This is a genomic window from Xanthomonas bonasiae (assembly GCF_014836395.1).
Lineage (GTDB): Bacteria > Pseudomonadota > Gammaproteobacteria > Xanthomonadales > Xanthomonadaceae > Xanthomonas_A > Xanthomonas_A bonasiae.
The window spans coordinates 121,609-147,583 of record NZ_JACSQX010000010.1 but is presented as its reverse complement, the minus strand read 5'-3'; the positions used below and the strand labels follow the sequence as shown (position 1 = coordinate 147,583).

Sequence of the window (25,975 nt, the reverse complement as noted above, 5' to 3'; positions counted from 1 at the left end):
TTTAGCGAATCGGCCGCGGCCGTGAAGGAACGCGAATCGTGATCATCCCGCTGCGCATCCGCGCCGCGCGGACGCCGCTTTCAGGCGGCGCGGGCCATGCCGCCCAGCATGGGCAACGGCAGGTCGCGCAGCAGCGCGCGTTCCAGCAGGTCGCCGGCCATGTCCAGGCAGGAACCGCAGGTGGCACCACAACCGGTGCGCATGGTCAGCTCGGACACGGTGCGGCAGCCGGCATCGGCGGCTTCGCGGATCTGGCGATCGGTGACCCCATTGCAGATGCAGACGTACACGATGGCGTTGGCGGCGGACGGCGCGGACTGCGCCTGCCGCCATTCAAACCAAAGTGAGAATGGTTGTCAATTCCGACCGTTAATCGTTATTAATACGGGCGACCAGGGGACCGCCGCGCTTGCGCGGCCGCTTGCGCGGGCGCTCGTGGCCGGCGTTGTTGCCGGGCATCCACGCTTCCTGCGCCAGGGTCGGCATGGCGCGGATGCCCGGCCCGGCGATGCTCTGCGCCAACGGCGCCAGGTGGCGCAGGGCGCGGGCATACACGCCGCGCTTGAACAGCACCACATGTTCCACCGGATACCAGAAATCGACCCAGCGCCAATGGTCGAATTCCGGGGTCTCGGTCAGCTCCAGGTTCAATTCGCTCTCGTCGCACTGCATCCGCAGCAGGAACCAGACCTGCTTCTGGCCGATGCACACCTGGCGTTCGTTGCGGCGGATGGCGCGGCTGGGCAGCCGATAGCGCAGCCAGCCAGGCGTCGCGCCGAGCACTTCGACGTGCTCGGGCAACAGCCCGGTCTCTTCACGCAACTCGCGGTACATGGCCTCGACCGGGGTCTCGTCGGTATTCATGCCGCCTTGCGGGAACTGCCAGCCATCCCGGCGCACGCGACGTGCCCAGAACACCTGACCGTCCGGCCGCATCAGCACGATGCCCACGTTCGGTCGATAGCCGTCCGGATCGATCACGATGCGGACTCCTGAAAAATCTACTGGCTCCGACTCTGCCATGGCTGCGGCCGGCCCACAAGCGCGGCAAAAACCCGTTGACAGCCGCCCCATTTACTATAAGAATTGGCGGTTCACCAAGGCTATGTAGCTCAGCCGGTTAGAGCACAGCACTCATAATGCTGGGGTCGGTGGTTCGAGTCCACCCATAGCCACCATGGTGTCCACGCAGCAGGCGTGCGATAATTGCAATCTGCGACATTGCCCCGTCGCCAAGCGGTAAGGCACCTGACTCTGACTCAGGCATTCGGTGGTTCGAATCCATCCGGGGCAGCCAAACAAAAAAGAAAGGCCGATCTTTGATCGGCCTTTCTTTTTTGTTTGGCGCGGGGTTTGCGCAGGCGCTACGCGCCTGCGCCCCGCACCTTGCTGCGCAAGATGCGGGCCCCAGCCCTTCCGCCCCCACATCCCCGCGCCTGTCGGCGCGCCCCCTTGGACTCCAAGGGGGCTTTTCACCAGACACTTTGATGCAGGTTGGAGGTAAAGCCTCGACTCTCGTGCGGGGGGGCGTGCCCGACTGCCGATACTTCTGAAGACGCATGCCCTGGACGCCACGCTCGGACGCGTGCGGTCCCGGCGGCCGCCATCGCCCGACTCAATTTCGACCGCGCAGCAACCACCAAGGCGCAGCACCGATTCCCCGAAACGACAAAAGCCCGGCCGGAGCCGGGCTTTTGCGTGTTTCCCAGGGGAATCCCGAAGGATTCCACGCCAGGCGCGGTGGATCAGCGCTTGGAGAACTGGGTCGCGCGGCGGGCCTTGTGCAGACCGACCTTCTTACGCTCGACTTCGCGGGCGTCGCGGGTCATGAAGCCGGCCTTGCGCAGCTCGGACTTCAGGGTTTCGTCGTACTCGACCAGCGCGCGGGCGATGCCCAGGCGGATCGCACCGGCCTGGCCGGTGGTGCCGCCGCCGGCGGCGGTGACGAAGATGTCGAAGCTCTCGGTGTTCTTGGTCAGCTCCAGCGGCTGGCGCACGATCATGCGCGCGGTCTCACGGCCGAAGAACTCGTCCAGCGGACGGTTGTTGACGGTGATGTTGCCGGTGCCCTTGCGCAGGAACACGCGGGCGGTGGAAGACTTGCGGCGGCCGGTGCCGTAGTTTTGCGTGATAGCCATGATTAGATATCCAGAACTTGCGGCTGCTGGGCGGTATGCGGATGCTCGGAGCCCTTGTAGACCTTGAGCTTGCGGTACATGGCGCGACCCAGCGGACCCTTCGGCAGCATGCCCTTGACCGCGATCTCGATGACGCGCTCGGGATGACGCTCCAGCGCCTGCGCCAAGGTCTCGGTCTTCAGGTTGCCGATGTAGCCGGTGAAGCGGTGGTACTTCTTGTCGTTGAGCTTGTTGCCGGTGACCGTGATCTTCTCGGCGTTGATCACCACCAGGTAATCGCCGGTATCGACGTGCGGGGTATAGACCGGCTTGTGCTTGCCGCGCAGACGGCGGGCCAATTCGGTGGAAAGCCGGCCCAGCGTTTTGCCGGCGGCGTCGACGAGATACCAGTCGCGCTGGACGGTCTCGGACTTAGCGGTGAAGGTGCTCATTAGAAGACTCGGTTGGTCGGGCGGATTCAGGCAGCAGGCTGCCTGAACTTTGCCACGCGTTGTGAATTGCAAAAACGCAAGAGGCGAAATTCTACGCGCCGCCGCCGCCGCTTGCAAGTCCACCCCTGGCGGAGCCGCCACGGGCGGCGGCCGCGCTTGGCATCGCGGCGGCCGGAGGGGAAAATCGAATCCCCTACCGCCCCGGCCCCTCGATGACGGCTCCCCGCCTGCATACCCCGCTCGACCGCGCCCTGGTCGAGGCCCAGCGCGCCCTGGAGACGGTGTTCGGCAATCCGCCGGCACAGCGCCCCTACCCGGCCGCGGCCACCGCCGACGTGGTGCTGGCGCCGGACGAACGCCGCCACGCCGCCGGGCTGATGCGCATCAACCATGTCGGCGAGGTCTGCGCGCAGGGCCTGTACTTCGGCCAGGCCGCGGTCGCGCGCGATCCGGCGACCCGCGCGCACCTGCTGGAGGCGGCGCAGGAAGAGACCGACCACCTGGCCTGGTGCGCGGCACGGCTGCGCGAACTGGACAGCCGCCCGAGCCTGTTCAATCCGGTCTGGTACGCCGGCAGCTATGCGATCGGCACCCTGGCCGGGCTGCGCGGCGACGGCTGGAATCTGGGCTTCGTGGTGGAGACCGAACGCCAGGTCGAGGCGCATCTGGACGAGCACCTGCAGACGCTGCCGCCGGCCGACCTGCGCAGCCGCGACGTACTGAAGGTGATGAAGGCCGACGAGGCGCGCCATGCCGAGCATGCCGAACAGGCCGGCGCGCGGCGCTTGCCGGCGCCGATTCCGAGCCTGATGGCCGCGGCCTCGCGGCTGATGAAAGCGGTCGCCTACCGGCTCTGAACGCGGCGCGGCAGGCGTGCCGCGGGGCTGGCGCTGGCATTGCCGGCGCATTCGGGTTAAAGTGAACGAAAGCTGACTGATTCCACGTCAGCTTGCCCTGTTCCGGCGACCGGCGGTTCCATCCCGGCACCGCCCGTCTCCGCCGCAGCACTGCGCCGAGCCATGCCGCTCGCGCGCGCATTTTCGACCGACATGCCCGCACGCTCCATCCACATTGCCTCGCCACGGACCCGCTGGCTCTCGCGCCTGCTGTTCGCCAGCCTGTTCGCGCTCGGTGGCGGCGCATTGCTGTACCACCTGCTCGGCGACTACCGCCACGCCAGCGCGATCCTGTCCGACCACTCGGTGGCCACGGTGCCGGTGATCGCCGACGGCGCCTTCGGCGTGCATGCCGAGCCGTTGGTGCATTACCGCTTCCACTATGTCTTCGAGAGCAAGGGCCGACTGCACCGCGGCACGTTCGAGGCCAGCGGCGCCGAGGCCGCGCCGCTGCTGCTCGACGGCGCCACGGTGGAGATCGCCTACGCCAATGCCGACCCGTCGCGCTTCGGCCGCCTCGACCAGCTGCAGCACGCCGGCAACCTCGGCAGCGTGCTGACCCGCCTGGCGATCGCGCTGTCGATCGCTGCGCTGCTGGCCGCAGCCGCGCACCAGGTGCTGATCGGACGCGTGCTCGGCACGCGCCGCCGCCGTCCCGCCGTGGCCTGAGCGATTTCGGACCGCGCGCGCCGCGCAGGCGCCGCTGCGCCACCCCACGCGTTGGGGCATGGGTTTGCTTCTCAGGCGGCGAACCCGGCAGCGCTCAGGACTGGACCAGCTTCAGGCCGATCACGCCGGCCACGATCAGCCCGATGCAGGCCAGCCGCGCCGGCGAGGCGCTGTCGCCGAACAGCGCGATGCCCAGCGCCGCGGTGCCCAACGCGCCGATCCCGGTCCAGATCGCATACGCCGTGCCCAGCGGGATGTGCTTCAGCGCCTGGGTCAACAGCCACAGGCTGATGCCGGCGCCGGCCAGCGTGCCCAGCGTCGGCCACAACCGGGTGAAGCCTTCGCTGTACTTGAGTCCGAGCGCGAAGCCGATTTCGAACAGGCCGGCGAGCAGCAGGTAGATCCATGGCATTGTCTGTCTCCGTAGACAAATAAAAACAAAAACGGCCCGATGTCTGCACATCGGGCCGCCGTCGGCAGGGGTCGCAGCGCAAACGCCGCGGGGCGGGCCGTCCCGCCGAATGTGACGTGCTACTCGGCCAGATTGCGACCGTGGAACAGTTCCTCGATCTCGCGCTTGAGCAGCGCCTCGATCCGCATGCGCTCCTTGAACGAGAGGTTCTTGGCCTTTTCCTCGAACAGGTACTGGTCCAGATCGAAGTCCTTCAGGTGCATCTTGGTGTGGAAGATGTTCTCCTGATAGACGTTGACGTCGAACATCTCGTAACGCGCCTTGATGTTCTTGGCCAGGAAGTTCTGGATCGAATTGATCTTGTGGTCGATGTAGTGCTTCTTGCCTTTCACGTCGCGGGTGAAGCCACGGATGCGGTAATCCATGATCACGATGTCCGATTCCAGCCGCTCGATCAGGTAATTGAGCGCCTTCAGCGGCGAGATCACCCCGCAGGTGGCGACGTCGATGTCGGCGCGGAAGGTCGCGATGCCGTGCTGCGGGTGGGTTTCCGGGTAGGTATGGACGGTGATGTGGCTCTTGTCCATGTGCGCGACCACCGCGTCGGAGATGATCTCCTTGCCGGCCAGCTTCTTGTCGATCACCGGCTCTTCGGAGATCAGGATGGTCACCGAGGCGCCCTGCGGATCGTAGTCCTGGCGCGCGATGTTGAGGATGTTGGCGCCGATGATCTCGGCCACATCGGTGAGGATCTCGGTCAGTCGGTCGGCGTCGTACTGCTCGTCGATGTACTCGATGTAGCGCTGGCGCTCCTCTTCGGAAACCGCGTAGCAGACGTCGTAGATGTTGAAGCTCAACGCCTTGGTGAGGTTGTTGAAACCTTGCAGCCTCAGGCGAGGCAACGGCTTGACCACGGGCGTGAATCCTCTAAAAGATGGATGGGGTAGAAAGGGCAGCAATTATGGGCCAAACGCGCCCGTAGCGAAACGTGGGGATTGGCGCTCGTTTGCCGCAGACAACGCGTCCCGTTAAGCTTCGGGACTCACGTAGTAGCGAAGCCGCCATGAGTCCCGGAAACACCTCCACTGCAACACCTGTGCGCATCGCTCCAAGTCCTCTGACGTTGGACACCGCCACCATCGACCGCTTCCTGGCGCACAGCCATCGGCGTCGCTATCCGGCGCGGACCGACGTGTTCAGGCCCGGCGATCCGGCCGGCACCCTGTACTACGTCGTCAGCGGCTCGGTCAGCATCATCGCCGAGGAAGATGACGACCGCGAGCTGGTGCTGGGCTATTTCGGCAGCGGCGAGTTCGTCGGCGAGATGGGCCTGTTCATCGAATCGGACCAGCGCGAAGTGATCCTGCGCACCCGTACCCCGTGCGAACTGGCCGAGATCAGCTACGAACGGCTGCACCAGCTGTTCCTGGGCTCGCTGTCGGCGGATGCGCCGCGGGTGCTGTACGCGATCGGCGTGCAGCTGTCCAAGCGCCTGCTCGACACCTCGCGCAAGGCCAGCCGCCTGGCATTCCTGGACGTCACCGACCGCATCGTGCGTACCCTGCACGACCTGGCGCAGGAGCCGGAGGCGATGAGCCACCCGCAGGGCATGCAGCTGCGCGTCTCGCGGCAGGAGCTGGCGCGGCTGGTCGGCTGCTCGCGCGAGATGGCCGGGCGGGTGCTGAAGAAGCTGCAGGTCGACGGCATCCTGCACGCCCGTGGCAAGACCGTGGTGCTGTACGGCGCGCGCTGAGCGCAAGGCCGCGACCGCGCGCCGCGCTAGCGGCGGCGGTCCACCGCGATGGTTCTGAGCGAGACCTTCTATTGGTTCGTGCTGGTCGGCCTGGCGGCGCAGCTGGTCGATGGCGCGCTGGGCATGGCCTTCGGCCTGGTGTCCTCGTCCGTGCTGCTGAGTATGGGCCTGCCGCCGGCGGCGGTCAGCGCCAGCGTGCACAGCGCCGAAGTCTTCACCACCGGCGCCTCGGGCCTGTCGCACCTGGCGCTGGGCAATGTCGACAAGCGCCTGTTCCTGCGCCTGGCGCTGCCGGGCATGGCCGGCGGCATCCTCGGCGCCTATGTACTGACCCAGCTGCCGGGCGACATGATCCGTCCGTTCGTGCATTTGTATCTGCTGGGCCTGGCGGTGCTGATCCTGTTGCGCGCCGCCGGCCGTGCGCTGCCGCGGCAGCAGGTGCAGCGGGTGCCGCTGCTGGGCTTCGTCGCCGGCCTGCTCGACGCCAGCGGCGGCGGCGGCTGGGGGCCGGTGGCGACCTCGACCCTGCTGGCGCGCGGCGGCCAGGCGCGCACCACGATCGGCACGGTCAATGCCGCCGAATTCCTGGTGACGCTGTCGATCTCGCTGACCTTCCTGCTGACGATGGGCGTCCAGCACCTAGAAATCGTGCTCGGGCTGCTGGTCGGCGGCATGCTGGCCGCGCCGCTGGCGGCGGTGCTGGTCAAGCGGGTGCGCGAACGCTGGGTGCTGGTGGCGGTGGGCCTGCTGGTGCTCGGGATCAGCCTGTACCAGATCGGCAGCACGCTGCATCGCTGGTGGGCTTAGCCCGTTATTGCGGCGAGGCGTCGCCAGCGCGGTCGCGGCAACCCCAGTTCAGGATCGGCGTGCCGGAGGGCAGTTCGCGGCGGAAGCGGGCCACGGCCGAGGCTTTCGGATTGACCACCACCGGCACCGCGGCGGCGTGCAGCAGCGGCAGGTCGGCGGTGCTGTCGGAGTAGGCGGTGGCGATCTCGCCATAGCCCAGCTCGCGCAGCATGCGCATCTTCTCTTCGTTGTGGCAGTGGCGGGTGGCGGTGACTGCGCCCAGCCGTGGGCCGATCAGGCTGCCGACCACCGGCACGTCCTGGTGGGCGACGAAACCGAGGATGGCGCGCGCCAGTTCCGGCGGCGCGCCGGTGGCGACCACCACCCGGTCGCCGGCGGCGCGGTGCCGGGCGAACACCTCCAGCGCGTGCGGCAGCAGGCGCTGGCGGATCCGCGCCTCGTGCTGCAGCACGTACTGGTCGATCACCCGATTGAACTCGCGGGCGCGGTGCAGGCCGAAGCTGGCGATCCACACGTAGCCGGAGATGCCGGTGCGCCGGGTCGGCAGCATCGCCACCAGCGGCCCCAGCAGCGGCGTGGCCAGCAGCGCGGCAGCCAGGCGCACGGGGTTGCGCCGGATCAGCCAGGCGAACAGGTGGCTGCCCGAATCGCCGTCGTACAGCGTGTGGTCGAAATCGAACACCACCAGCGGCGCATCGGCGCGCGGCGCGGGATAGGCCTCGCTCATGGTTCGAAGAACAGCTGGCGCAGCGCCTCGCCGGGTTCCTCGGCGCGCATGAAGGCTTCGCCGACCAGGAACGCGTGCACGCCGGCCGCGCGCATCGTCGCCACGTCGGCCGGGCCGAAGATGCCGCTCTCGGTGACCAGCAGGCGATCGCGCGGTACCGCGTCGCGCATCGTCAGCGTGGTCTGCAGCGACACCTCGAAGGTGCGCAGGTTGCGGTTGTTGATGCCGATCAGCGGCACCGGCACCTGGATCGCGCGTTCCAGTTCGTCGATGTCGTGCACTTCGACCAGCACGTCCATGCCCAGTTGCAGCGCCAGCGCCGACAGTTCGGCCAGCTGCAGGTCGTCGAGCGCGGAGACGATCAGCAGGATGCAGTCGGCGCCGAGCACGCGCGCCTCATAGACCTGGTACGGGTCGATGATGAAGTCCTTGCGCAGCACCGGCAGCGTGCACGCCTCGCGCGCCTGTTGCAGATAGCGGTCGTGACCCTGGAAAAAGTCCTCGTCGGTCAGCACCGACAGGCAGGCGGCGCCGCCGAATTCGTAGCTGACCGCGATGTCGGCCGGATGGAAGTCGGCGCGGATCACACCCTTGGACGGGCTGGCCTTCTTGACCTCGGCGATCACCGCGGGGTCGCCGGCGGCAATCGCGGCCTGCAGCGCGCGCGCGAAACCGCGCACCGGCGGCGCCGCCTCGGCGCGCGCCATCAGCTCGGACAGCGGCACGCGCGCGCTGCGCGCGGCGATCTCTTCGGCCTTGCGGGCGAGGATGGTGCGGAGGATGTCGCTGCTCATAGGGCTTGGATCCTGGGGGACGGGCATTATCGGTCAAGATGGTGAAGGCCGGGGTCATGCGGCCGGATTGGGGATTCGGGACGCGGCCAGCAGCATGGGCGTCGGTTTTTTGGGACCGGCAAGCGCGAGCGGACAGCTGCCGCGCGGATGTATGCGCCTCTCCCGCGCCGGTTCGGTTGTGGCACCGCCTGCTGCCGTGGCACCGCGGCGACAGCCGCGCCGCATTCGCGGCCCACCGCAACCTGCGGCGCGGCCTGCGGCGTCAGTCCCTTTCCTCGCGTGCGTCGAGCTCCTCCCGGTCGGACAATTCGAAGTACAGCACCTCGGACCAGTTGGTGAGTCCCAGCGGCCGCTCGGTGGCGCCGGTGCGCGTGCTGTCGCAGTCGTCGTCGAAGCGCAGGCCGTGGAAGACATCGAGCGGCGGTGCGCCCTCTTCGACAGCCAGGCGGCGCAGCAGGCGCGCCGCCTCGTGGGTGTCGGCCGGCAAGGCTTCGAAGGCCGCACCGACGGCGCGGCAGCGTTCGATCTCCTCCTCGACGCATGCGCGCAGTTCCGCTTCTTCGGCCGCCGACATCATGTCCAGCTCGACGGTCTCCAGCAGCAGGAACGCGTCGCGGTTCTCTTCCAGGAACGCGATCGTTTCGTCCAACCAGCCCGGCAGGTGCTCGACCGTCGCAGGCGCACGCACCGGCGCCGCGATCGGTGCCGATACCGGCGTCGCCGAGAACATCCGCGCGAGACGCCCCAGCCAGGACACCGGTGGTGGCGCGGCGATCGGCGCCGGAGCGGGCGGTGCCGCAGGCGCAGCCGTCGCCGCGATCACCTTCACGATCTCGGCGAAGCGCCTGACCCGCTCCAGGCCCGGCGCGAACGGACTGCTGATCGCATGCAGGCGCGGGGGCTGGTCTTCGTCTTCGTCTTCGTCTTCGCCCTCGTCTTCGCCCTCGTCGGCCTCCTGATCGGCGGCTTCAACGACATCTTCGTCATTGTTCTCGTCATCGTCCTCGTCGTCATCCAGGCCTTCCGCCACGAGCGAGGCGCATAGCTGGGGATCGGCCGACATCAGCAGCCGGTACACGAACGGCACGTCGTACGCCCACTCCGAGAGGCTGGAAATGGTCTCGGGCCGGTCGTAGTAGGACGTCGGCCGGTTGCCGAGGCTGTAGAGATAGGATCGGTTGGCCATGCAAATCCTCGTGTCGGGGTGCGCCGCCGATGCGCAGCGGACCGCAGCTTATCGCGCCGGCCAGCGCACCGCCCTGCACACGTATCGCCACCGGCACATTCGCTCATCCGCATGACGCGCGAACGACATGGCGCGCACCAAGCCTGCATTGCCGACGGCATGGATGGCCGCGGCGGCGACGCGGCGACCGTTTTGCCGATCCGTCGCGTTCAGCCGGCAGCGGACGCCGCGTCCTGCAGACCCGCCAAGCGCCGCGTACACGCCACATACGCATCGAGCTTGGCGCGCGCGCGGCCGTCGGCGATCGCGGCGCGTGCCAAGCCGATGCCGGCGCCGATATCGGCCGCCACGCCGGCCACGTACAGCGCCGCGCCGGCGTTGAAGGCGACGATGTCCAGCGCCGGACCGGGCACGTTGTCGAGCACGCCGAGCAGCATCGCCATCGATTCGGCGGCATCGGCGACCTTGAGGTTGCGGCTGGCCGACATGGCGATGCCGAAATCCTCCGGATGCACTTCGTACTCGCGCACTTCGCCGTCGCGCAGTTCGCCGACCAGGGTGCCGGCGCCGAGCGAGAGTTCGTCCATGCCGTCGCGCCCCCACACCACCAGCGCGCGCTCGGCGCCCAGCTCGTGCAGCACGCGCGCCTGGATGCCGACCAGGTCGGGATGGAACACGCCCATCAGGATGTTCGGCGAACCGGCCGGATTGGTCAGCGGTCCGAGGATGTTGAAGATGGTGCGCACCCCCATCTCGCGCCGTACCGGCGCCACCACCTTCATCGCCGGGTGGTGCACCGGCGCATACATGAAGCCGATGCCGGTGGCGTCCAGGGCCTGCGCCACCTGCTCGGGCTGCAGCTCGATCGCCGCGCCCAGCGCTTCGAGCGCGTCGGCGCTGCCGGACTTGGAGGAGACGCTGCGGTTGCCGTGCTTGGCCACCTTGGCGCCGGCCGCGGCGGCCACGAACATCGCGCAGGTGGAGATGTTGAAGGTGTGCGAGCCGTCGCCGCCGGTGCCGACGATATCGACCATGTGGGTGCGGTCGGCGACCTCGACGGTGCGCGAGAACTCGCGCATCACCGCGGCCGCGCCGGCGATCTCGCCGATCGTCTCCTTCTTCACCCGCAGCCCGGTGAGGATCGCCGCGGTCATCATCGGCGACACTTCGCCGCGCATGATCTGCCGCATCAGCCCGACCATCTCGTCGTGGAAGATCTCGCGGTGTTCGATGGTGCGTTGCAGGGCTTGCTGGGGGGTCAGCGTCATGGCGGTTCCTGGACGTTCAAAGACTGGCGTGCTCGAGGATTTCCTGGCCCATCAGCACGCAGTCGCCTTCGCGCATTCGGTAATAGAGCAGGCGCATGCGGTACTCGCCCTTGTAGACGTAGCCCATCACTTCCAGGACGTCGAAGCGTTGCTTGGCATTGGCCGGATTGGCGATGGACGGCAGCGGCCGGGCCGGGCCCGGCACCTCCGCGCGCTCGTCGTTGCCGACATGGAAATTCAGCAGCCGCCGCGCCTGCGCCACGGCCTGGTCGGCGCACTGCATGGTCGAGGGCACCGCAGCGGCTCGGACCGGCGCCATGGCCAGGATGGCGCTGGCCGCCAACAACAACGACAGGTATCGGTTCATTGCGGACGCTCCAGAAAGTTACGCAGCAAGGCGTGGCCGTGCTCGGTGAGGATGGACTCGGGATGGAACTGCACGCCCTCGACCGGGAACTGGCGGTGACGCAGGCCCATGATCTCTTCCATCGTGCCGTCTTCGTTTTCGGTCCAGGCGGTCACTTCCAGGCAGTCCGGCAGCGTGGTCTTCTCCACCACCAGCGAGTGGTAGCGGGTGGCCTCGTAGCGGTCCGGCAGGCCGGCGAACACGCCGCGGCCTTCGTGGCGGATACGCGAGGTCTTGCCGTGCATGATGGTGCCGGCGCGCACCACCTGCCCGCCGTAGGCCTGGCCGATGCTCTGGTGGCCCAGGCACACGCCCAGGATCGGCGTGCGCTGGCCGAGCCGCTCGATCAGCTGCAGCGACACGCCGGCCTCGTTCGGCGTGCACGGGCCGGGCGAGATCACGATGCGCTCCGGCGCCAGCCGCTCGATCTCGTCCACGCTGAGCGCGTCGTTGCGCACCACCTTGACCTCGGCGCCGAGCGCCTGCAGGTACTGCACGAGGTTGTAGGTGAAGCTGTCGTAGTTGTCGAGCATCAGCAGCATGGCGAAGGACTCATTGCGCGATCAGGAAGACCGCATAGACGTTTTCGGAAAGGGTGAGGCTGCCGGCTTCCAGGGATTCGGCGGCGGGCGCCGGCATCGGAAGTGGCGTAGGCCTGTAGTTCTCGCTGACTAGACCTTGGCGACGCGACTCTGATGGCCAATGACCAGCCTGAATGCCATAAGCAAAGTCCGGCGCCACTTCCGAAATGGTGTAAAGACCACCCAGACGCACGCCATAGGCCGTTGCCAGCGCCTGCGCCGACGTACGAGTCTGTTCGGCCGCCTGGCGCTTGAGTTCGGCACGCAGCGCGGCTTCGCCGCTGTAGTGCGGTGCGATGCCGGACACTTGCAGTTCTTCGCTGGTGCTCAGCTTGCCGAGCAAGCCGCGCACATCGTCCAGCGTGCCGAAATCAGCAGACAAGGTCCGCTGCACGCGGGTCCCGCTGAAGATTTGCTTGTCGTCTTCGTAGCGCTGCTCTGGCTGGATCGACAGCGTGGCCGCCTGCACGCTGTCGGCAAGCGCATGCTGTTGCTTGAATGCAGCCAGCACGTTCGCCGCATTGGCCTGCACGCGCTTGCGCGCCGCACCCGGGTCGGCATCCACTGCGCTCAGCATGATCTTGACCCCGAAGCGATCCGGCACCACTTCGCGCTGCGCCTCGCCCTTGACCAGCAGGTGCGGCTGCGACGGCAGGCTGTTGACCTGCGCGCTGGCGAACGTCGGCAATGCCAGCAGCACGGCGATGACCCAGCGACCGATCGTGTTCGTTTTCATCCTTGCTCTCCTTGGCGAATGTCAGCCGGCCGCGCGTCGCGCGCCGGGGTACGAAAGCGCGGCGAAATCGCGGCACAGCGCGTCGACCGCGTCGGCCTGCGTCGCCCACGAGGTCACGAAGCGGATCACCCAGCGGCCGTCGGCCAGCGCCTGCCAGCGCTCGAAGTCGTAGCGCTGCGCCAAGGCCTCGACGGCCTCGGCCGGCAGCGTCACGAACAGCTGGTTGGTCGGCGAATCCGACGCGAACTGCGCGCCAGCCGCGGCCAGGCCTTCGCGCAGGCGCGCGGCCATGCGGCTGGCATGCGCGGCCAGTTCGTAGAACAGGCCGTCCTCGAACAGCGCGGCGAACTGCGTGCCCAGCACCATGCCCTTGGCCAGCAGCGCACCGCGCTGCTTGAGCAGGTAGCGGAAATCGGCCTGCAACGCGGGATTGACGATCACCAGCGCCTCGCCGAGCAGCGCGCCGTTCTTGGTGCCGCCGATATAGAACGCATCGGTCAGCGCGGCGACATCGGCCAGGGTCAGGTCGTTGCCCTCGGCGGTCAATGCGCTACCGATGCGCGCGCCGTCCAGGAACAGCCACAGCCCATGCGCGTCGCAGACGTCGCGCAAGGCCTGCAGCTCATGCTTGCGATAGATGGTGCCGAGCTCGGTGGTGTTGGACACGTACACCAACCGCGGCTGCACCATGTGTTCGTTGCCGTGCTCGGCCAGCAGCGGCGCGATCAGCGCCGGGCTCAGCCGGCCATCGGCCGCCTCCACCGTCAGGACCTTGTGCCCGGTGGCCTCGATCGCGCCGGTCTCGTGCGTGGCGATATGCCCGCTGGCGGCAGCGATCACCGCCTGATGCGGACGCAGAAAGGCGCCGATCGCGGCCAGGTTGGTCTGCGTGCCGCCGACCAGCAGGTGCACGTCGGCGTGCGCGCAGGCGATCTCGCGGCGGATCAGCTGCGCGGCGCGTTCGCTGTGCCGGTCCAGGCCGTAGCCGCCGTTCTGCTCGGCGCTGGCCGCGGCCAGCGCGGCGAGCAGGCGCGGATGCGCGCCTTCGCTGTAGTCGTTGCGGAAGCTGATCCGCGGGCTCGGCGCGGACACGCTCACAGCCCCTTCGCCGCCTCGGCCACCGCGCGGAACAGCGCGCGGCCCTTGTTCATGGTCTCGTCCCATTCCTTCTGCGGATCGGAGTCGTAGACGATGCCGGCGCCGGCCTGCACGTGCAGGCGGCCGTGCTTGATCACCGCGGTGCGGATCGCGATCGCGGTATCGGCATCGCCGTGCCAGCCGAGATAGCCGATGCTGCCGGCATAGACGTTGCGCTTGATCGGCTCCAGTTCCCGGATCACTTCCAGCGCGCGGATCTTCGGCGCGCCGCTGACGGTACCGGCGGGGAACGTGGCACGCAGCACGTCGGCGTAGCTGAGCCCGGGCAGCAGCGTGCCGGTGACTTCGCTGACGATGTGCATGACGTGGCTGTAGCGCTCGATCACGAAGCGTTCGCCGACCGCGACGGTGCCGGCCTGCGACACCCGGCCGGCATCGTTGCGGCCCAGATCGATGAGCATCAGGTGCTCGGCGCGTTCCTTCGGATCGGCCAGCAGCTCCGCTTCCAGCGCCAGGTCCTCTTCCACGGTCTTGCCGCGCGGGCGGGTGCCGGCGATCGGGCGCACGGTGACCTGGCCGGCTTCCAGCCGCACCAGGATCTCCGGCGAGGAGCCGACCACCTGAGTGTCGCCGACGTCGAGGAAATACATGTACGGCGACGGATTCAGCGCGCGCAGCGCGCGGTACACGTCCACCGGGCGCGCGCTGAACGGCACGCTCAGGCGCTGGCTCAGCACCACCTGGAAGATGTCGCCGGCGCGGATGTATTCCTTGGACTTCTCCACCGCGGCGATGAAGCCTTCGCGGGTGAAACCGGAGACGAAGTCGCTTTCGTCGAGCACGTCGCGCGCCAGCGGCACCGGGTAGCCGGCGCCGGGCTGGCGCAGCGTGGCGGTCAGCGCGTCCAGCCGCGCCTGCGCCTGGTCCCAGGCATCGGCGTCGCGCGGATCGGCGTGCACGATCAGGTACAGGCGGCCCTTGAGGTTGTCGAAGACCGCGACCTCTTCGGACAGCATCAGCAGGATGTCGGGCGTGTCGAGCTCGTTGCGCTTGTCGCCGCTGGCCAGGCGCGGCTCGATGTAGCCGATGCACTCGAAGCCGAACCAGCCGACCAGGCCGCCGGTGAAGCCGGGCACGCCGTCGAGCTTGGGCACCGAATGCGCCGAGCGCAGCGCTTCGACCTCGGCGAACGGATCGGCGACCTCGCGGCGCTCGATCAGCTCGCCGTGATCGCGCACTTCCAGCGTATGCCCGCTGAAGGTGTACACGCGCCGTACCGGCAGGCCGATGATCGAATAGCGGGCGAAGCGTTCGCCGCCTTCGACCGATTCGAACAGATAGGTATGCGGGGCGTCGGCGAGCTTGAGATAGACCGACAGCGGCGTGTCCAGGTCGGACAGCACTTCGCGGACGACGGGGATGCGGGTGTGGCCTTCAGCGGCGTAGCGCTGGAACAGCTCGCGGGTGATCAAGACGACTTTCCTTCCGGGACTCGGTGGCGGGGCGGACGACGGCTACAGGCCACCATCGCCACGCACGGCGAGCGGAAGTGAAGGAACGCTGGGTCGTCAGGCTGGACACGGCGGCTACTTTACCGCAACTGCGGCGACTGGCAACGGTTGCAGAAGGGACCATCGGCGCTGCGGTGGATGGGCTGTTGCAGCCTGGAAGCGAAAGCACTGCTTAGGCTGGATGCAGTCGGGACTGAAGTCCCTCCCACAGTGCACCCGGCCGCCGCGCCGCAAGTCCCATTGCGGGAGCGACTGCAGCCTGGAAAGCGAAAGCACTGCCTGGGCTGGATGCAGTCGGGACCGAAGTCCCTCCCACAGCGCACCAGACCGCCGGTCGCGAGTCCTTGTAGGAGCGACTTCAGTCGCGACGCGGCACCCCGTCCAGGCCAGCGACCGGCGCGACCGCTACCCCGCCCGGCCGCGCAGCAACGCCGAATCGGCCGGCAGGTGCATGCGCAGGCGGCCGACGACGCAATCGATGCGGAAGTGCCGCGAGGTCTCCGGTTCGCCGTCCAGGTTCAAGGTCAGCGGCATGGCCGCGTCGATGCGCACCCACGGCAGTTGCGCGCGCACCGCGACCCGCTCCAGCGCGGCCTGCTTGCCGGAGGTCACCAGCGTGCCCAGGGTCGCGGCGACTTCGCCGCTCATCTCCGGGACGATGGTCAGGTCGAGCAGGCCGTCGTCGAGCAATGCGTCCGGGCACAGCGCCTGGCCGCCGCCGGCCTGGCGTCCGTTGCCCAGGCCGAGCGCGATGAATTCGCCTTCCCAGGCGAAATCCGGCCCCTCGAACCGCGCCTGGATCGGATCGATCTGGCCCAGCTTGCCCATCCCGGTGATCAGGTAGGCCAGGCCGCCGAGCATTTTCTTCAGGCCCTCGTCGGTTTCCACCGTGACCTGGGTGCCGAAGCCGCCGCTGGCGACATTGGCGCACCAGTGCGGCCCGTGCTCGGCCTCGATGCGCAGCAGGTCGATGGCCACCGCCGGCGCCTGCGCGACCAGTTCCAGCGCCGCCAGCGGGGTGTCGGGAATGCCGGCGGCGGTGGCGAAATCGTTGGCCGTGCCCAACGGCACCAGGCCCAGCGCCGGCAGCGCCGCAGCCGCGGCGTCATGGTGCGCGAGGGCGCTGGCCACCTCGCTCAAGGTGCCGTCGCCGCCGGCGGCGACGATGCAGTCGGCGCCGTCGGCCACGGCCTCGGCCACGTAGCGCTCGGCGTCGCCCTCCTCCCAGGTCACCCGCACCTGCAACTGGATGCCGCGCTCGCGCAGCGCGGACACGGCCTCGCGCAGCGGCTCGTCGCCCGCCGACTTGCCGTTGAGGATCAGACGCCAGTGCGGTGCTGCCATGCGGACCTTCCCGAGATCAGGCCTGCAGCCTAGCCGGCGGCGGATGCGGACATCGTGAATGCACGGCGTGCCGGCGCACGGGCGATGCCCGCCGTGCCCGGAGCGCGCCACGGTGAGACATCGGCCCTGGCCGGCCAGCCGCGAGCGGTCGCTGGCCTAGCGTCCGGCACGCGGCGCGATGTCGGCCGCGCTGTCATACCTGCGTCACCGATCACCCGGAACATGGAAGGCCATAGCAAGGACGACGGATGGAGGCAGGATCAGCCTCCGATTTCTCCCAGGGGCCGCACTGGCGACAGTGCGGTTCTTTCTTTTGCGCCGCCGCTCAGCCGGCCGCGAACCTGGCCAGCGCCTCGCCCTGCAGGCGGTACACGGTCCATTCGTCCTGTGCCTGCGCGCCGGCGGCCTGGTAGAACTCGATCGCCGGCTGGTTCCAGTCGAGCACCGACCATTCGAAACGGCCGCAGCCCTCGGCCAGCGCCTGCCGGGCCAGGTGCCGCAGCAAGGCCTTGCCGGCGCCGCTGCCGCGGTGTTCCGGGGCCACGTACAGATCTTCCAGGTACAGGCCGTTGCGGCCGAGCCAGGTCGAGTAGTTGTAGAAGTACACCGCGTAGCCGATCGGCTGCGCGTCGGCCTCGCAGATCAGCGCGTGCGCGGTGGCGCCGGGGCCGAACAGGCTGGCGCGCAGGCCGGCCTCGTCGGTCTGCACCGCGTCCTCGGCGCGCTCGTAGCGGGCCAGGTCGCGGATCAGGCGCAGGATCAGCGCGGCATCGTCGGCGGTGGCCGGGCGGATGTGCAGCACGGCCATCTCAGCGCGCCGCCACCGCTGCGCGCATCTGCGCGATCACCGCGGCATAGTCGGGCGCGTTGAAGATGGCCGAGCCGGCGACGAAGGTGTCGGCGCCGGCGGCGGCGATCGCGGCGATGTTGTCGGGCTTGACCCCGCCGTCGATCTCCAGCCGGATCGGCTTGCCGCTGGCGTCGATCCGGGCGCGGATCGCGCGCAGCTTGTCCAGCGCCGACGGGATGAAGGCCTGGCCGCCGAAGCCCGGGTTGACCGACATCACCAGCACCAGATCCAGGTCGTCGAGCACCCAGTCGAGGATGTCCACCGGCGTGGCCGGATTGAGCACCAGCCCGGCCTTGCAGCCGTGCGACTTGATCAGCTGGATGCTGCGGTGCACGTGGCGGCTGGCCTCGGGGTGGAAGCTGATGAGGCTGGCGCCGGCCTCGGCGAAGTCCGGGATCAGCCGGTCCACCGGCTCGACCATCAGGTGCACGTCGATCGGCGCGGTGACGCCGTGCTTGCGCAGCGCCTGGCACACCATCGGGCCGATGGTCAGGTTGGGCACGTAATGGTTGTCCATCACGTCGAAATGGATCCAGTCGGCGCCGGCCTTGAGGACGTTGTCCACTTCCTCGCCGAGGCGGGCGAAATCGGCGGACAGGATGGACGGGGAGATGATGCAGTCGGACATGGCGAAGGTCTCAGCGCTTGCGCAGGGTGCGGATACGGTCGTAGGCGGTGTTGAGCTGGCTGGCCTTCTTCTCGGCCCGCGCCCGCAGCTCCGGGCTGGCGCCGGCGACCTTGTCGGGGTGGTACTGGGAGATCAGCCGGCGATAGGCCAGTTCGATCTCGGCGTCGGTGGCGTCGCGGCGCACGCCCAGCTCGCGGTAGGGGTCGTCGCGCTGGCCGAGCTTGAACCAGTCAGCATCGAAGGCGTGCCCGACCAGCAGCCCGAGCACCGCGCCGAACACCGGATTGGGCCGGAACAGCAGCGCCCCGGCGATGGCGCCGAGCAGTTTTCCGTACCAGTGCATGGGCGAGGGCGGGCTCGGCGGACAAGGCCTCGCATTTTACGGCACAGCGGGGCTTTCCGGCCGTACACTACGCGGCCCGCTGTCGAGCCGCGGGCCCGCCGGGTCCCGGGACAGCCGCCATTGCGAAGTCCGTAGGAGTGCCTGTGTCCACCACGCTGTTGCAATCCGATCTGCCCGGCCTGCCGTTGCGTCACCGGGGCAAGGTCCGCGACGTATTCGATATCCCCCGCGACCGCCTGCCTGCCGACGCCCCGCCCGGGGACTACCTGCTGATGGTCGCCACCGACCGTCTGTCCGCGTTCGACGTGGTGCTGCCCGACCCGATTCCCGGCAAGGGCGAGATGCTGTGCCAGGTCTCCAACTTCTGGTTCAAGAAGACCGAGCACCTGATGCCCAACCACCTGACCGGCATCGACGTGGCCGCGGTGCTGCCCGCCGGCGTGGACGCGGCGCTGTACGCCCGGCGCGCGGTGGTGACCAAGAAACTCAAGCCGGTGCCGGTGGAAGCGATCGCCCGCGGCTACCTGATCGGCAGCGGCTGGAAGGACTACCAGCGCACCGGCAAGGTCAGCGGCATCGAGCTGCCCGACGGCCTGCGCCAGGCCGAGAAGCTGGCCGAACCGATCTTCACCCCCTCGACCAAGGCCGCGGTCGGCGACCACGACGAGAACATCGACTTCGACGCGATGGTCAAGACCGTCGGCGCCGAGCTGGCCGAGCGCGTGCGCGACGCCACCCTGCGCATCTACCGCTTCGCCGCCGACTTCGCCGCCGAGCGCGGCATCCTGCTGGCCGACACCAAGTTCGAGTTCGGCACCGACGCCGACGGCCGCCTGTACATCATGGACGAGATGCTGACCCCGGATTCCTCGCGCTACTGGCCGGCCGACGAGTATCAAGTGGGCACCAGCCCGCCGAGCTACGACAAGCAGTTCGTGCGCGATTACCTGGAGACGCTGGACTGGGGCAAGACCGCGCCCGGCCCCAGCCTGCCGCAGGACGTGATCGACCGTACCCGCGCCAAGTACGCCGAGGCGCTGCAGCGGCTGGCGGGGATTTCGATCGACTGAGCGCAGCTCCCGCGTGGCGGGCGCTGCGACGGGCTTGGCCATGCTGGACAAGCCCTCACTGCACCGCGCCCGCAGACTTGGAGCCACGCGTGCGGGGCGCCAGCTTAGTCGCAACCGCGCCTGCGCAAGGCCGTTGCTCCATCGACGCAGCGGCCGCAATGACGCAGTCCGCTCGGTTCGTTTTTCTTTGTCCGCAGCCCGTGACAGCGCACCAGATCTGCGCAAGCGCAGTTCGTCTGCCTATAAGGCACTGCCGTGTAGGACAGCCCCCCGTCTACTCAATACCCGACGAACACTGGCTTGTGCAGCGGACGATGGTGAAGTCCACACGCTGGCGCTCGCCTGGCACGGCAGCGCCCTTCTCCTGCGCCAGAGGGGAAGCGTCGACGGTTTGGCCACACCGCCATCAGCCGGATTTTCACCGGTCGTTTACCCCACCGTCCTAAACTGAAACCCCGAACGGGGTTATGCCATCCAACCAGATCAGGAGGATCCGTTGGTCATCGCACGCGCGCTTTCGACCACTCTCGTGCTTGGTCTGACGCTTGCGGCATACAAGCCACCGGGCGGAACCAGCGCCGTCGCATCGCGGCCGTCCACCTCGGCTGCCGCCCCGGTTGCAGCAGCGCCGCGTTGCCCGGATGCCGATTTCGACAGCTTCCTCAAGCATTTCAGCGCCGACATCACGGTGCAGGAAAAGGCCACAGCTAACCCGCTGACGATGATCCGGCTCGATCCTGACGCCCAACCCGAACCGAAGCAGGTGAACCGCGAGGTCCCGCTGTCTGGAGTCGAGTGGCCGGTGATCCCGCATCTGGACGCAGCCCGCGACGGGGGGCTCGAGGTCGTCGTCTCGAAAAATGCCGCTGGTCGTCAGGTCTTGGTCCGCACAGCGGACACCGGCGACCAGCGGATTTACCACTTCGTCCAGCGTCCGTGCTGGACCTTGGTGAAGGTGGACGATCAATCGCTATGAGCCAGCGCAGACCATGCAAGCTCCTTTGGTGCCGCAATCCCCAGTACGGCACATTCGCCAAACGCTCGATGCGACAGGAAAGCTCCTGAACTGCCCCGCAGCTTGCCGCGGATTTCTCCCTTCATCTCGAATTGCCTGCTTCCTATGAGCGACTTATCCAACTCCAACTCTTTTCGCGGCACTCTCCTTCCGGCCCTGTGCCTGCTGGCCATTGGACTGGCCGGATGCAGCCAACCTGCAACCACCAACGCCACCAACACCGCGCAGCCGGATGTGAAGAAAGCGCCGCAGGCGCCACCAGCTGCATCGCCCACCGACACGCCGCAGAGCGATGACCTCGCCGATTTCGCGAAAGGCTTGGGCGCCCATTGCGATGACGCCGCCAAAGGGCTTGGCTGCGTCCTTGGCAATATGGACGCTGGCGACTTCTACGACATCGAGTTGTCCCCGGACTGTGGCCCGGAGGGCTTCTTCGCAGGCGTTTCCGAACGCGATGCGCCGCTGCTGGACACGCTGCCCGTGACCGGCAGCAAGGCCAAGATCAATGCGCGACTCTCCGATGGGCAATTCGTTTGCGTACAGGCAACGGCGCGCGTGGGTCAGCAGGCGAATTACTACTACGTAGTTTCCATCCCCACCGGCAGCGTCGCCGCGTGCCGAGGCAAGCCCATCTGCAGCCAATATGGCGATCGCCCGATCACCTTTGTTGCGCAACAAAATACCGGCAAGGCATGTGCGCTAACGAGCGATGCCCGCCCTCAAGGCGATTGTGCCCGTGGCTGGGTGGAACCTAAGAAACTGGACGTGTTCTCGAACGGAATCTGACTGCAGCGCCCCTGAAATTCACAGCCACTAGAGATAGATAAGGACTTCCACCATGCCCGACCAAAGAATTGTTCGACTAGTCAGTACTGAGGGAAAGAACCGCACCCTTGAGCTGGAAGACGGAAGCGTCGTGGTGCGTTCCGAAGGATCGGTTTCGTGGCGCAACAACAACCCAGGCAATTTGAAATTCGAATTCGCCGGCAGTGCCGACAAGACCGTTACCAACACCAGAACCCGTGAAGATGCACTGGCGGCAGCCCAGCACCGCTTCCAGGGCGTCGTCGATCTGGATCAATGGGGTAACGCAGTCTTCGAGAGCTACGAAGCGGGCCGTGCCGCCAAGATCCAGCTCCTCGAAAACAGACATGCCAACCATACGGTCGAACAGTTGCTTCCCAGCTATTCGCGTGCCGACTACAGCGGGCAGACCAATCACTCGGCGCAGGCGGCCGCCATCTTCGCCGAGGGGGATCGGCAAGGAGTGGATCTGCGCAGCAAGACCGTAGGTCAGATGACCCAAGCCGAGCGCGCCGCGCTGGCAGACGGGATTCGACGTTTCGAGGGCTGGCAAGCAGGCGACACCCAGACGATAAGGGCTCCCACATCGGCACAGGCAACGCCGGCGGCCGGACAGCAAGCCGCGTCACTCGACCATCCTGGCAGCGCTGCAATCTATAGCGAGGCGCGCCGGCACTTCTTCGACGAGGGCCGCCACTACGAATATGGGCGTCCGGATGCGCCGCGCCCCGGACGCGACGCCAGTCGACTGGAGCGCGACCTCGACGGTGACGGTCGCCTCGGCGTGGACTGCTCGGCCTTCGTCTGGCGTGGCCTGAAGAATGCCGGCTACGACGTACCTGGCAATACCGCGGACGGGTTCACCACATCGACTCTCTTCAACGGCTCTCGCGCCACCGCTTACGCCCGCGAACATTTCGACGTGACGTCCGCGTCCGATGCTCGCCGTCCCGGAGGAAACCTGCAGCAAGGCGACATCCTCATGTTCTCCGGAGCCGGAGGACAGCATGTCGGAATCTTCAAGGGGTACGACGCCCAGGGGCGAATCCAGTTCATCGGTTCGCAAAGCTCGAGCGGCCCGGACGAAGTGACGATCAAACCGGGCGGCTATTGGGACGGGGGCACAATGAATATTGTCGGGTCGCTACGTGCGAAACCGGAATTCCAGGTGCGTGCGCCACAGCATGGTGGAGATGCTCTACCAACCCGCACAGAGTCCACCGCACAGCACACCAACCTCCTGCTCCACGGCGACCGCGGCGAAGGCGTCCGCACGCTGCAACAGCAACTCAACCAGCTTGGCGTGCGCGATGCGCACGGGAAGCCGCTGACCGAAGACGGTCGCTTCGGCGACAACACGCGCGATGCGGTACGCACCTACCAGCAGACGCATGGGTTGCTGGTCGACGGCAAGGCCGGGACGCAGACGCTGGGCAGCCTGCGCGAACAACTGCGTGCTCCGCAGGAGCAGGCACAGGCGCCACAGCGCCAGACGCCTGCCGAGGCCGATCCACTGGTCAAGGCGGTGCGCGAGCGCATGCCGGAAGGCACCACGCCCGAGGTCGCCGCCAATGTGGCGCTGCAGGCCAAGCAGAGCGGCATCGACAGCGCCGACAAACTGCGCAGCATCACCGTACAGGACGACAAGGCCTACGTGCTCGGCACCACGCCCGGTTTCCGCGCGGTGGTGGACCTGCAACAGCCTGCGCCGCCGCTGGAGCAGACCAATGCGCGGTTGCTGGCCAGCCATGCGGCGCAACAGCAGAACGTGCAGGAAGAGCAGCAACGGATCGTGCAGGGCGGGCGCTGACACCTGTCGCTTCCGCGCTGCCGGCGCTCGCGTGCGACGGCACGCACGCCGGCAGCGTGCAGGTACTCGGCGTGACGGGCGGCGCGTCCGCCGCGCCGCGCGCTTCAACCTGCCGCAGTGCCTTGCAGGGCCGGCTCGCGCGGCATGCTCCGTTGCAGGCCGCGTAGCAGGACCCAGGCCACCAGGGACACGGCGACGACCACGTAGCCCACCACCGGGAAGTGCTGCAGCTTGCCGTCGGCCCCCATGGTGACGATGTGCCCGGCGATCAGCGATGCCAGGCCGCCGGACAGCTGCTGCACGGAGGCACCGATCGCGTTGAACGCCCCGCGCTGCTGCAGCGCCGGTACCGAGGCGGCCAGTGCCTGGTACGGAATCATGCGCGAGAAGATCGCGGCGAACAGCAGCACATTGACCACGATCAGCACCGGCAGCGAGACCCGGCCAAGATGGGTGTAGATCAGCACCATGAGGATGCTGAGCGCGGCGCCGAAGGTGAACACACGCAAGGTGCCGAAGCTGTCGGTCGCCCTGCCGATCAACGGGCCGAACACGATGGCGCAGACCCCGGTGATCAGATAGATGGTGGGCAGGCTGTGCAGGTCGATGCCGAGATTGCCGACGAGGTACGCACTGCCGAACGGCATCAGCATGAAGCCGCCGGTGCTCAGCAGCGCGGTCGTCGCGAACGCCAATTGGTAGCGCGGCACGGCGAGGGTGCGCAGCAGATGCCGCCATGCGCCGTGTTCGCGCGGCGCCTGCAGATGTCCGGCGACCGGTTGCAGCTTCCACGCCACGACCAGGCCGGCGGCCAGGCCGAGCGCGGCCATCGCCAGGAATGGCGCATGCCAGTCCCAGCGGTTGGACAGGTACAGGCCGATCGGAATCCCCAGCACCTGGCTGGCGGCGAAGGCGGTCTGGATCAATCCCATCACCCGGCCACGCAGCTGCGCGGGGAACAGGTCGGTGGCGATGGCCAGCACCACCGAGCCGATCACGCCGCCGAACAGCCCGGTGACGATGCGCGCCAGCAACAGGCTGTGGAAGCTCTGCGCCAAGCCGCACCACGCGGTGCCGACCACGAAACCGGTGTAGAAGAACAGCAGGATCTTCTTGCGATCGAACCTGTCGGCAAAGCCTGCCGTCAGCAAGCCCGACGCCGCGGCGCTGAACGCGTACGCGGACACGACCAGGCCGAATTGGGTCGGGCCGATGCGCAGCGCGGGCATGATGGTGGCGCCCAGCGGCGACATCAGCATGAAATCGAGGATGACCGCGAACTGCAGGAACGCCAGCATGCACGCCACCACTTTCTGGTAGGCGGTGAAGCCGGATGGGACGACGGCGGCGTCGGCGCTCATGGCTGCGGCATCCGGCGGCGCAGGCTGATGGCATGTTCCGGGCACGCAGCGACGCACAGGCCGCAGCCGAGGCAGGCGTCGGCCTTGGGCGTATACGCCACGCGCATGCCATGCACGCGCAGCTTGAACCGGTGCCGCCATCCAAGCTCCGCATAGTCGGCCGCATCGATGCGCCGCAGTTCGAATACCTGCTCCGGGCACACCTCCACGCAATCGCCCTTGCCCTCGCAGCGCGCCAGTTCGACGATCGGCGCCACCGTCCCGGGCGGCTGCCTGCAGACGGTCAGCGCACTATCAAGAGGCGTCATTGGCGTTCGCCCCGGTGCCGGCGACGGTGCATGGCGTGCCTGAACTGCTCGCGCTCTTCCGGCGTCATCGCCTGCCATTTCTCCCAGTGGCGGTGCCTGTGCCAGCCACCGTGGCCGCGGAATCCGCCGAACAGGATGCGGCTGAGCACCAGCAATTCCACCGCATGCGGGTAGTCGATCGGGCGGGCACCGCTCAACGCCACCGGCAGCACCGCATTCCACAACTGCATGACCACCGCGCCTAGGACGGCGACCGCCGCCAGCACGAACACCGCCTTGCCCAGATATCTCGCTTTGAATGCCATCTCGTTCACTCCTTCAGGATTCGAGTTCGTCGTAAGCCGTTTGCAGGCGCGCGCGCAGGTACAGCACGGCGTAGCGCTTGCGCGCCAGCAAGGTGTTGATCGCGATGCCGCTGTCGGCGGCCATCTGCTTGAAACTGCGGCCTTCGAATTCGTGGGCCACGAACACCTCGCTCTGGCTCTGCGGCAGCTCGTCGAGCGCCTGCTGCAAGGCCAACAGCAGGCGCGCGCGCGCATACGCCGCGTCCGGTCCGCCGCCGGGCGCCGGCAGCGCCAGATCCAGGCGCAGCGTGTCGTCGTCGGCGTCCTCGCCGGCGTCGTCGCGGTACGCGTCCAGCGGCTGCGCATTGCGTTTGCGGAAGCGGTCGATGATGCGGTTGCGCGCGACCTGGAACAGCCAGGCGCTGGCCTGTTCGATCGGCGCGGGAAGCCGGTAGGCCTGCACGAACTCGGACAGCACGTCCTGCAGGATGTCCTCGGCCTCGGCGCGGTCGAGCACGCGGCGGCGGATGAAGTTGCCGAGCCGCGAGCGCTCGCGCAGGACCGTCGCGGCGATGGCGCGGTCGGTCTCGGGCGCTGGGTTCGATGGGCTCATGCTGTTGCAGACGTGACAGCGCGGCCGATATTGTGGCCGGGGCCGGTTTTTTTCGCGCGTGCCGCCAGCCGTCGCAAAACGGACCCGGCCGCAGGCGCCGGCGCTCGCTGCGAGAGGTGCGCCGGCTTGTGG

The 25,975-nt window shown here is 67.8% G+C and carries 31 protein-coding genes and 2 tRNA genes; 10 read left to right on the top strand and 23 right to left on the bottom strand.

Annotation, left to right across the window (positions count from 1 at the left end; all coding sequences use genetic code 11):
* Positions 1–80: 80 nt before the first annotated feature.
* A complete protein-coding gene (locus tag H9658_RS17000; protein ID WP_179569147.1) occupies positions 81–290 on the bottom strand; it encodes a (2Fe-2S)-binding protein in 210 nt (69 codons plus the stop codon).
* A gap of 79 nt (positions 291–369) precedes the next feature.
* Complete coding sequence (locus H9658_RS16995) at positions 370–981, bottom strand: RNA pyrophosphohydrolase (RefSeq protein WP_179569149.1); 612 nt, start codon at positions 979–981, stop codon at positions 370–372.
* A 120-nt stretch (positions 982–1,101) separates the two neighbouring features.
* Between H9658_RS16995 and H9658_RS16990 the strand changes: the two genes are divergently transcribed.
* A tRNA-Met gene (locus tag H9658_RS16990) sits at positions 1,102–1,178 on the top strand.
* Positions 1,179–1,222: 44 nt separating this feature from the next.
* Positions 1,223–1,297, top strand: a tRNA-Gln gene (locus H9658_RS16985).
* A 448-nt stretch (positions 1,298–1,745) separates the two neighbouring features.
* Here H9658_RS16985 and rpsI read toward each other — a convergent pair.
* The gene (rpsI, locus tag H9658_RS16980; protein ID WP_003470251.1) at positions 1,746–2,138 is read right to left on the bottom strand and encodes a 30S ribosomal protein S9; all 393 of its coding nucleotides are present in this window, start codon (positions 2,136–2,138) and stop codon (positions 1,746–1,748) included.
* Positions 2,139–2,140: 2 nt separating this feature from the next.
* A complete protein-coding gene (gene rplM, locus H9658_RS16975; RefSeq protein ID WP_003470250.1) occupies positions 2,141–2,569 on the bottom strand; it encodes a 50S ribosomal protein L13 in 429 nt (142 codons plus the stop codon).
* A 212-nt stretch (positions 2,570–2,781) separates the two neighbouring features.
* Here rplM and coq7 point away from each other — a divergent pair, with 212 nt between their 5' ends.
* Positions 2,782–3,426 carry a 2-polyprenyl-3-methyl-6-methoxy-1,4-benzoquinone monooxygenase gene (gene coq7, locus H9658_RS16970; protein WP_179569151.1) on the top strand — a complete coding sequence of 215 codons (645 nt, stop codon included), beginning with the start codon at positions 2,782–2,784 and terminating at the stop codon, positions 3,424–3,426.
* A 192-nt stretch (positions 3,427–3,618) separates the two neighbouring features.
* Positions 3,619–4,134: a hypothetical protein gene (locus H9658_RS16965; RefSeq protein WP_225210058.1), complete on the top strand. Its 516-nt coding sequence runs from the start codon at positions 3,619–3,621 to the stop codon at positions 4,132–4,134.
* A 94-nt stretch (positions 4,135–4,228) separates the two neighbouring features.
* Here H9658_RS16965 and H9658_RS16960 read toward each other — a convergent pair whose 3' ends face one another.
* Both H9658_RS16960 and speD read right to left on the bottom strand, forming a co-directional pair.
* Positions 4,229–4,546, bottom strand: coding sequence for a DMT family transporter (locus H9658_RS16960; protein ID WP_003470247.1), 318 nt, complete (start codon positions 4,544–4,546; stop codon positions 4,229–4,231).
* Between the two features lie 119 nt (positions 4,547–4,665).
* Positions 4,666–5,460 carry an adenosylmethionine decarboxylase gene (gene speD / locus H9658_RS16955; RefSeq protein WP_003476431.1) on the bottom strand — a complete coding sequence of 265 codons (795 nt, stop codon included), beginning with the start codon at positions 5,458–5,460 and terminating at the stop codon, positions 4,666–4,668.
* A gap of 149 nt (positions 5,461–5,609) precedes the next feature.
* Here speD and crp point away from each other — a divergent pair, with 149 nt between their 5' ends.
* Together crp and H9658_RS16945 are read left to right on the top strand one after the other, a co-directional pair.
* Positions 5,610–6,299: a cAMP-activated global transcriptional regulator CRP gene (gene crp / locus H9658_RS16950; protein WP_046979198.1), complete on the top strand. Its 690-nt coding sequence runs from the start codon at positions 5,610–5,612 to the stop codon at positions 6,297–6,299.
* 48 nt (positions 6,300–6,347) lie between these two features.
* A complete protein-coding gene (locus H9658_RS16945; protein WP_191826251.1) occupies positions 6,348–7,106 on the top strand; it encodes a sulfite exporter TauE/SafE family protein in 759 nt (252 codons plus the stop codon).
* 4 nt (positions 7,107–7,110) lie between these two features.
* Here the strand turns inward: H9658_RS16945 and H9658_RS16940 are convergent, their stop codons facing one another.
* From H9658_RS16940 to H9658_RS16880, 13 genes are all read right to left on the bottom strand, one after another.
* Positions 7,111–7,833, bottom strand: a complete 723-nt coding sequence (locus H9658_RS16940; RefSeq protein ID WP_179569157.1) for a haloacid dehalogenase-like hydrolase — start codon at positions 7,831–7,833, stop codon at positions 7,111–7,113.
* Positions 7,830–8,627, bottom strand: coding sequence for an indole-3-glycerol phosphate synthase TrpC (gene trpC / locus H9658_RS16935; RefSeq protein WP_191826250.1), 798 nt, complete (start codon positions 8,625–8,627; stop codon positions 7,830–7,832). The genes H9658_RS16940 and trpC overlap by 4 nt, the downstream gene beginning before the upstream one ends.
* Positions 8,628–8,889: 262 nt before the next feature.
* Positions 8,890–9,813, bottom strand: a complete 924-nt coding sequence (locus H9658_RS16930) for a DUF7822 domain-containing protein (protein ID WP_191826249.1) — start codon at positions 9,811–9,813, stop codon at positions 8,890–8,892.
* A gap of 209 nt (positions 9,814–10,022) precedes the next feature.
* Positions 10,023–11,081, bottom strand: a complete 1,059-nt coding sequence (gene trpD / locus H9658_RS16925) for an anthranilate phosphoribosyltransferase (RefSeq protein WP_191826248.1) — start codon at positions 11,079–11,081, stop codon at positions 10,023–10,025.
* A 16-nt stretch (positions 11,082–11,097) separates the two neighbouring features.
* Positions 11,098–11,448 (bottom strand): hypothetical protein, encoded by a 351-nt coding sequence (locus tag H9658_RS16920; RefSeq protein WP_179569165.1) that lies wholly within the window; start codon positions 11,446–11,448, stop codon positions 11,098–11,100.
* Positions 11,445–12,029 carry an anthranilate synthase component II gene (locus H9658_RS16915; protein ID WP_179569167.1) on the bottom strand — a complete coding sequence of 195 codons (585 nt, stop codon included), beginning with the start codon at positions 12,027–12,029 and terminating at the stop codon, positions 11,445–11,447. Before H9658_RS16915 ends, H9658_RS16920 begins: the two co-directional genes overlap by 4 nt.
* Before the next feature lie 10 nt (positions 12,030–12,039).
* Complete coding sequence (locus H9658_RS16910; protein ID WP_191826247.1) at positions 12,040–12,804, bottom strand: SIMPL domain-containing protein; 765 nt, start codon at positions 12,802–12,804, stop codon at positions 12,040–12,042.
* A 21-nt stretch (positions 12,805–12,825) separates the two neighbouring features.
* Positions 12,826–13,896 carry a threonine aldolase family protein gene (locus H9658_RS16905; protein WP_191826246.1) on the bottom strand — a complete coding sequence of 357 codons (1,071 nt, stop codon included), beginning with the start codon at positions 13,894–13,896 and terminating at the stop codon, positions 12,826–12,828.
* Positions 13,897–13,898: 2 nt separating this feature from the next.
* Positions 13,899–15,374, bottom strand: a complete 1,476-nt coding sequence (trpE, locus tag H9658_RS16900; RefSeq protein ID WP_191826245.1) for an anthranilate synthase component I — start codon at positions 15,372–15,374, stop codon at positions 13,899–13,901.
* 444 nt (positions 15,375–15,818) lie between these two features.
* Positions 15,819–16,757, bottom strand: a complete 939-nt coding sequence (gene yegS / locus H9658_RS16895; protein ID WP_191826244.1) for a lipid kinase YegS — start codon at positions 16,755–16,757, stop codon at positions 15,819–15,821.
* Between the two features lie 325 nt (positions 16,758–17,082).
* Complete coding sequence (locus H9658_RS16890; RefSeq protein WP_191826243.1) at positions 17,083–17,565, bottom strand: GNAT family N-acetyltransferase; 483 nt, start codon at positions 17,563–17,565, stop codon at positions 17,083–17,085.
* Position 17,566: 1 nt separating this feature from the next.
* Positions 17,567–18,235, bottom strand: coding sequence for a ribulose-phosphate 3-epimerase (gene rpe / locus H9658_RS16885; RefSeq protein WP_191826242.1), 669 nt, complete (start codon positions 18,233–18,235; stop codon positions 17,567–17,569).
* Positions 18,236–18,245: 10 nt separating this feature from the next.
* Complete coding sequence (locus H9658_RS16880; RefSeq protein WP_145704749.1) at positions 18,246–18,578, bottom strand: J domain-containing protein; 333 nt, start codon at positions 18,576–18,578, stop codon at positions 18,246–18,248.
* A 143-nt stretch (positions 18,579–18,721) separates the two neighbouring features.
* On the opposite strand from H9658_RS16880, the gene H9658_RS16875 reads away from it, so the two are divergent.
* From H9658_RS16875 to H9658_RS16860, 4 genes are all read left to right on the top strand, one after another.
* On the top strand, positions 18,722–19,648 hold the full coding sequence (locus tag H9658_RS16875) for a phosphoribosylaminoimidazolesuccinocarboxamide synthase (RefSeq protein WP_191826241.1): 927 nt from the start codon (positions 18,722–18,724) through the stop codon (positions 19,646–19,648).
* 496 nt (positions 19,649–20,144) lie between these two features.
* Positions 20,145–20,624, top strand: a complete 480-nt coding sequence (locus H9658_RS16870) for a hypothetical protein (RefSeq protein WP_318241405.1) — start codon at positions 20,145–20,147, stop codon at positions 20,622–20,624.
* Positions 20,625–20,768: 144 nt separating this feature from the next.
* Positions 20,769–21,449, top strand: a complete 681-nt coding sequence (locus H9658_RS16865; RefSeq protein WP_225210057.1) for a hypothetical protein — start codon at positions 20,769–20,771, stop codon at positions 21,447–21,449.
* Positions 21,450–21,501: 52 nt separating this feature from the next.
* The gene (locus tag H9658_RS16860) at positions 21,502–23,277 is read left to right on the top strand and encodes a peptidoglycan-binding protein (RefSeq protein ID WP_191826240.1); all 1,776 of its coding nucleotides are present in this window, start codon (positions 21,502–21,504) and stop codon (positions 23,275–23,277) included.
* 104 nt (positions 23,278–23,381) lie between these two features.
* On the opposite strand, the gene H9658_RS16855 is transcribed toward H9658_RS16860, so the two are convergent.
* The 4 genes from H9658_RS16855 to H9658_RS16840 are packed head-to-tail and all read right to left on the bottom strand — an operon-like array spanning position 23,382 to position 25,843.
* The gene (locus tag H9658_RS16855) at positions 23,382–24,638 is read right to left on the bottom strand and encodes an MFS transporter (protein ID WP_191826239.1); all 1,257 of its coding nucleotides are present in this window, start codon (positions 24,636–24,638) and stop codon (positions 23,382–23,384) included.
* Positions 24,635–24,946 (bottom strand): 4Fe-4S dicluster domain-containing protein, encoded by a 312-nt coding sequence (locus tag H9658_RS16850; protein ID WP_191826238.1) that lies wholly within the window; start codon positions 24,944–24,946, stop codon positions 24,635–24,637. Before H9658_RS16850 ends, H9658_RS16855 begins: the two co-directional genes overlap by 4 nt.
* Positions 24,943–25,260, bottom strand: a complete 318-nt coding sequence (locus tag H9658_RS16845) for a hypothetical protein (RefSeq protein ID WP_225210056.1) — start codon at positions 25,258–25,260, stop codon at positions 24,943–24,945. The genes H9658_RS16850 and H9658_RS16845 overlap by 4 nt, the downstream gene beginning before the upstream one ends.
* Positions 25,261–25,264: 4 nt before the next feature.
* Positions 25,265–25,843 carry an RNA polymerase sigma factor gene (locus tag H9658_RS16840; RefSeq protein WP_191826237.1) on the bottom strand — a complete coding sequence of 193 codons (579 nt, stop codon included), beginning with the start codon at positions 25,841–25,843 and terminating at the stop codon, positions 25,265–25,267.
* Positions 25,844–25,975 lie beyond the last annotated feature (132 nt).

Coding starts and splice junctions, on each gene's coding strand:
- rpsI (WP_003470251.1), bottom strand. CDS start 2,138: ATGGCTATCACGCAAAACTACGGCACCGGCCGCCGCAAGTCTTCCACC.
- rplM (WP_003470250.1), bottom strand. CDS start 2,569: ATGAGCACCTTCACCGCTAAGTCCGAGACCGTCCAGCGCGACTGGTAT.
- coq7 (WP_179569151.1), top strand. CDS start 2,782: ATGACGGCTCCCCGCCTGCATACCCCGCTCGACCGCGCCCTGGTCGAG.
- H9658_RS16965 (WP_225210058.1), top strand. CDS start 3,619: ATGCCCGCACGCTCCATCCACATTGCCTCGCCACGGACCCGCTGGCTC.
- H9658_RS16960 (WP_003470247.1), bottom strand. CDS start 4,546: ATGCCATGGATCTACCTGCTGCTCGCCGGCCTGTTCGAAATCGGCTTC.
- crp (WP_046979198.1), top strand. CDS start 5,610: ATGAGTCCCGGAAACACCTCCACTGCAACACCTGTGCGCATCGCTCCA.
- H9658_RS16945 (WP_191826251.1), top strand. CDS start 6,348: ATGGTTCTGAGCGAGACCTTCTATTGGTTCGTGCTGGTCGGCCTGGCG.
- H9658_RS16940 (WP_179569157.1), bottom strand. CDS start 7,833: ATGAGCGAGGCCTATCCCGCGCCGCGCGCCGATGCGCCGCTGGTGGTG.
- trpC (WP_191826250.1), bottom strand. CDS start 8,627: ATGAGCAGCGACATCCTCCGCACCATCCTCGCCCGCAAGGCCGAAGAG.
- H9658_RS16930 (WP_191826249.1), bottom strand. CDS start 9,813: ATGGCCAACCGATCCTATCTCTACAGCCTCGGCAACCGGCCGACGTCC.
- trpD (WP_191826248.1), bottom strand. CDS start 11,081: ATGACGCTGACCCCCCAGCAAGCCCTGCAACGCACCATCGAACACCGC.
- H9658_RS16920 (WP_179569165.1), bottom strand. CDS start 11,448: ATGAACCGATACCTGTCGTTGTTGTTGGCGGCCAGCGCCATCCTGGCC.
- H9658_RS16915 (WP_179569167.1), bottom strand. CDS start 12,029: ATGCTGCTGATGCTCGACAACTACGACAGCTTCACCTACAACCTCGTG.
- H9658_RS16910 (WP_191826247.1), bottom strand. CDS start 12,804: ATGAAAACGAACACGATCGGTCGCTGGGTCATCGCCGTGCTGCTGGCA.
- yegS (WP_191826244.1), bottom strand. CDS start 16,757: ATGGCAGCACCGCACTGGCGTCTGATCCTCAACGGCAAGTCGGCGGGC.
- H9658_RS16890 (WP_191826243.1), bottom strand. CDS start 17,565: ATGGCCGTGCTGCACATCCGCCCGGCCACCGCCGACGATGCCGCGCTG.
- rpe (WP_191826242.1), bottom strand. CDS start 18,235: ATGTCCGACTGCATCATCTCCCCGTCCATCCTGTCCGCCGATTTCGCC.
- H9658_RS16880 (WP_145704749.1), bottom strand. CDS start 18,578: ATGCACTGGTACGGAAAACTGCTCGGCGCCATCGCCGGGGCGCTGCTG.
- H9658_RS16865 (WP_225210057.1), top strand. CDS start 20,769: ATGAGCGACTTATCCAACTCCAACTCTTTTCGCGGCACTCTCCTTCCG.
- H9658_RS16860 (WP_191826240.1), top strand. CDS start 21,502: ATGCCCGACCAAAGAATTGTTCGACTAGTCAGTACTGAGGGAAAGAAC.
- H9658_RS16855 (WP_191826239.1), bottom strand. CDS start 24,638: ATGAGCGCCGACGCCGCCGTCGTCCCATCCGGCTTCACCGCCTACCAG.
- H9658_RS16850 (WP_191826238.1), bottom strand. CDS start 24,946: ATGACGCCTCTTGATAGTGCGCTGACCGTCTGCAGGCAGCCGCCCGGG.
- H9658_RS16840 (WP_191826237.1), bottom strand. CDS start 25,843: ATGAGCCCATCGAACCCAGCGCCCGAGACCGACCGCGCCATCGCCGCG.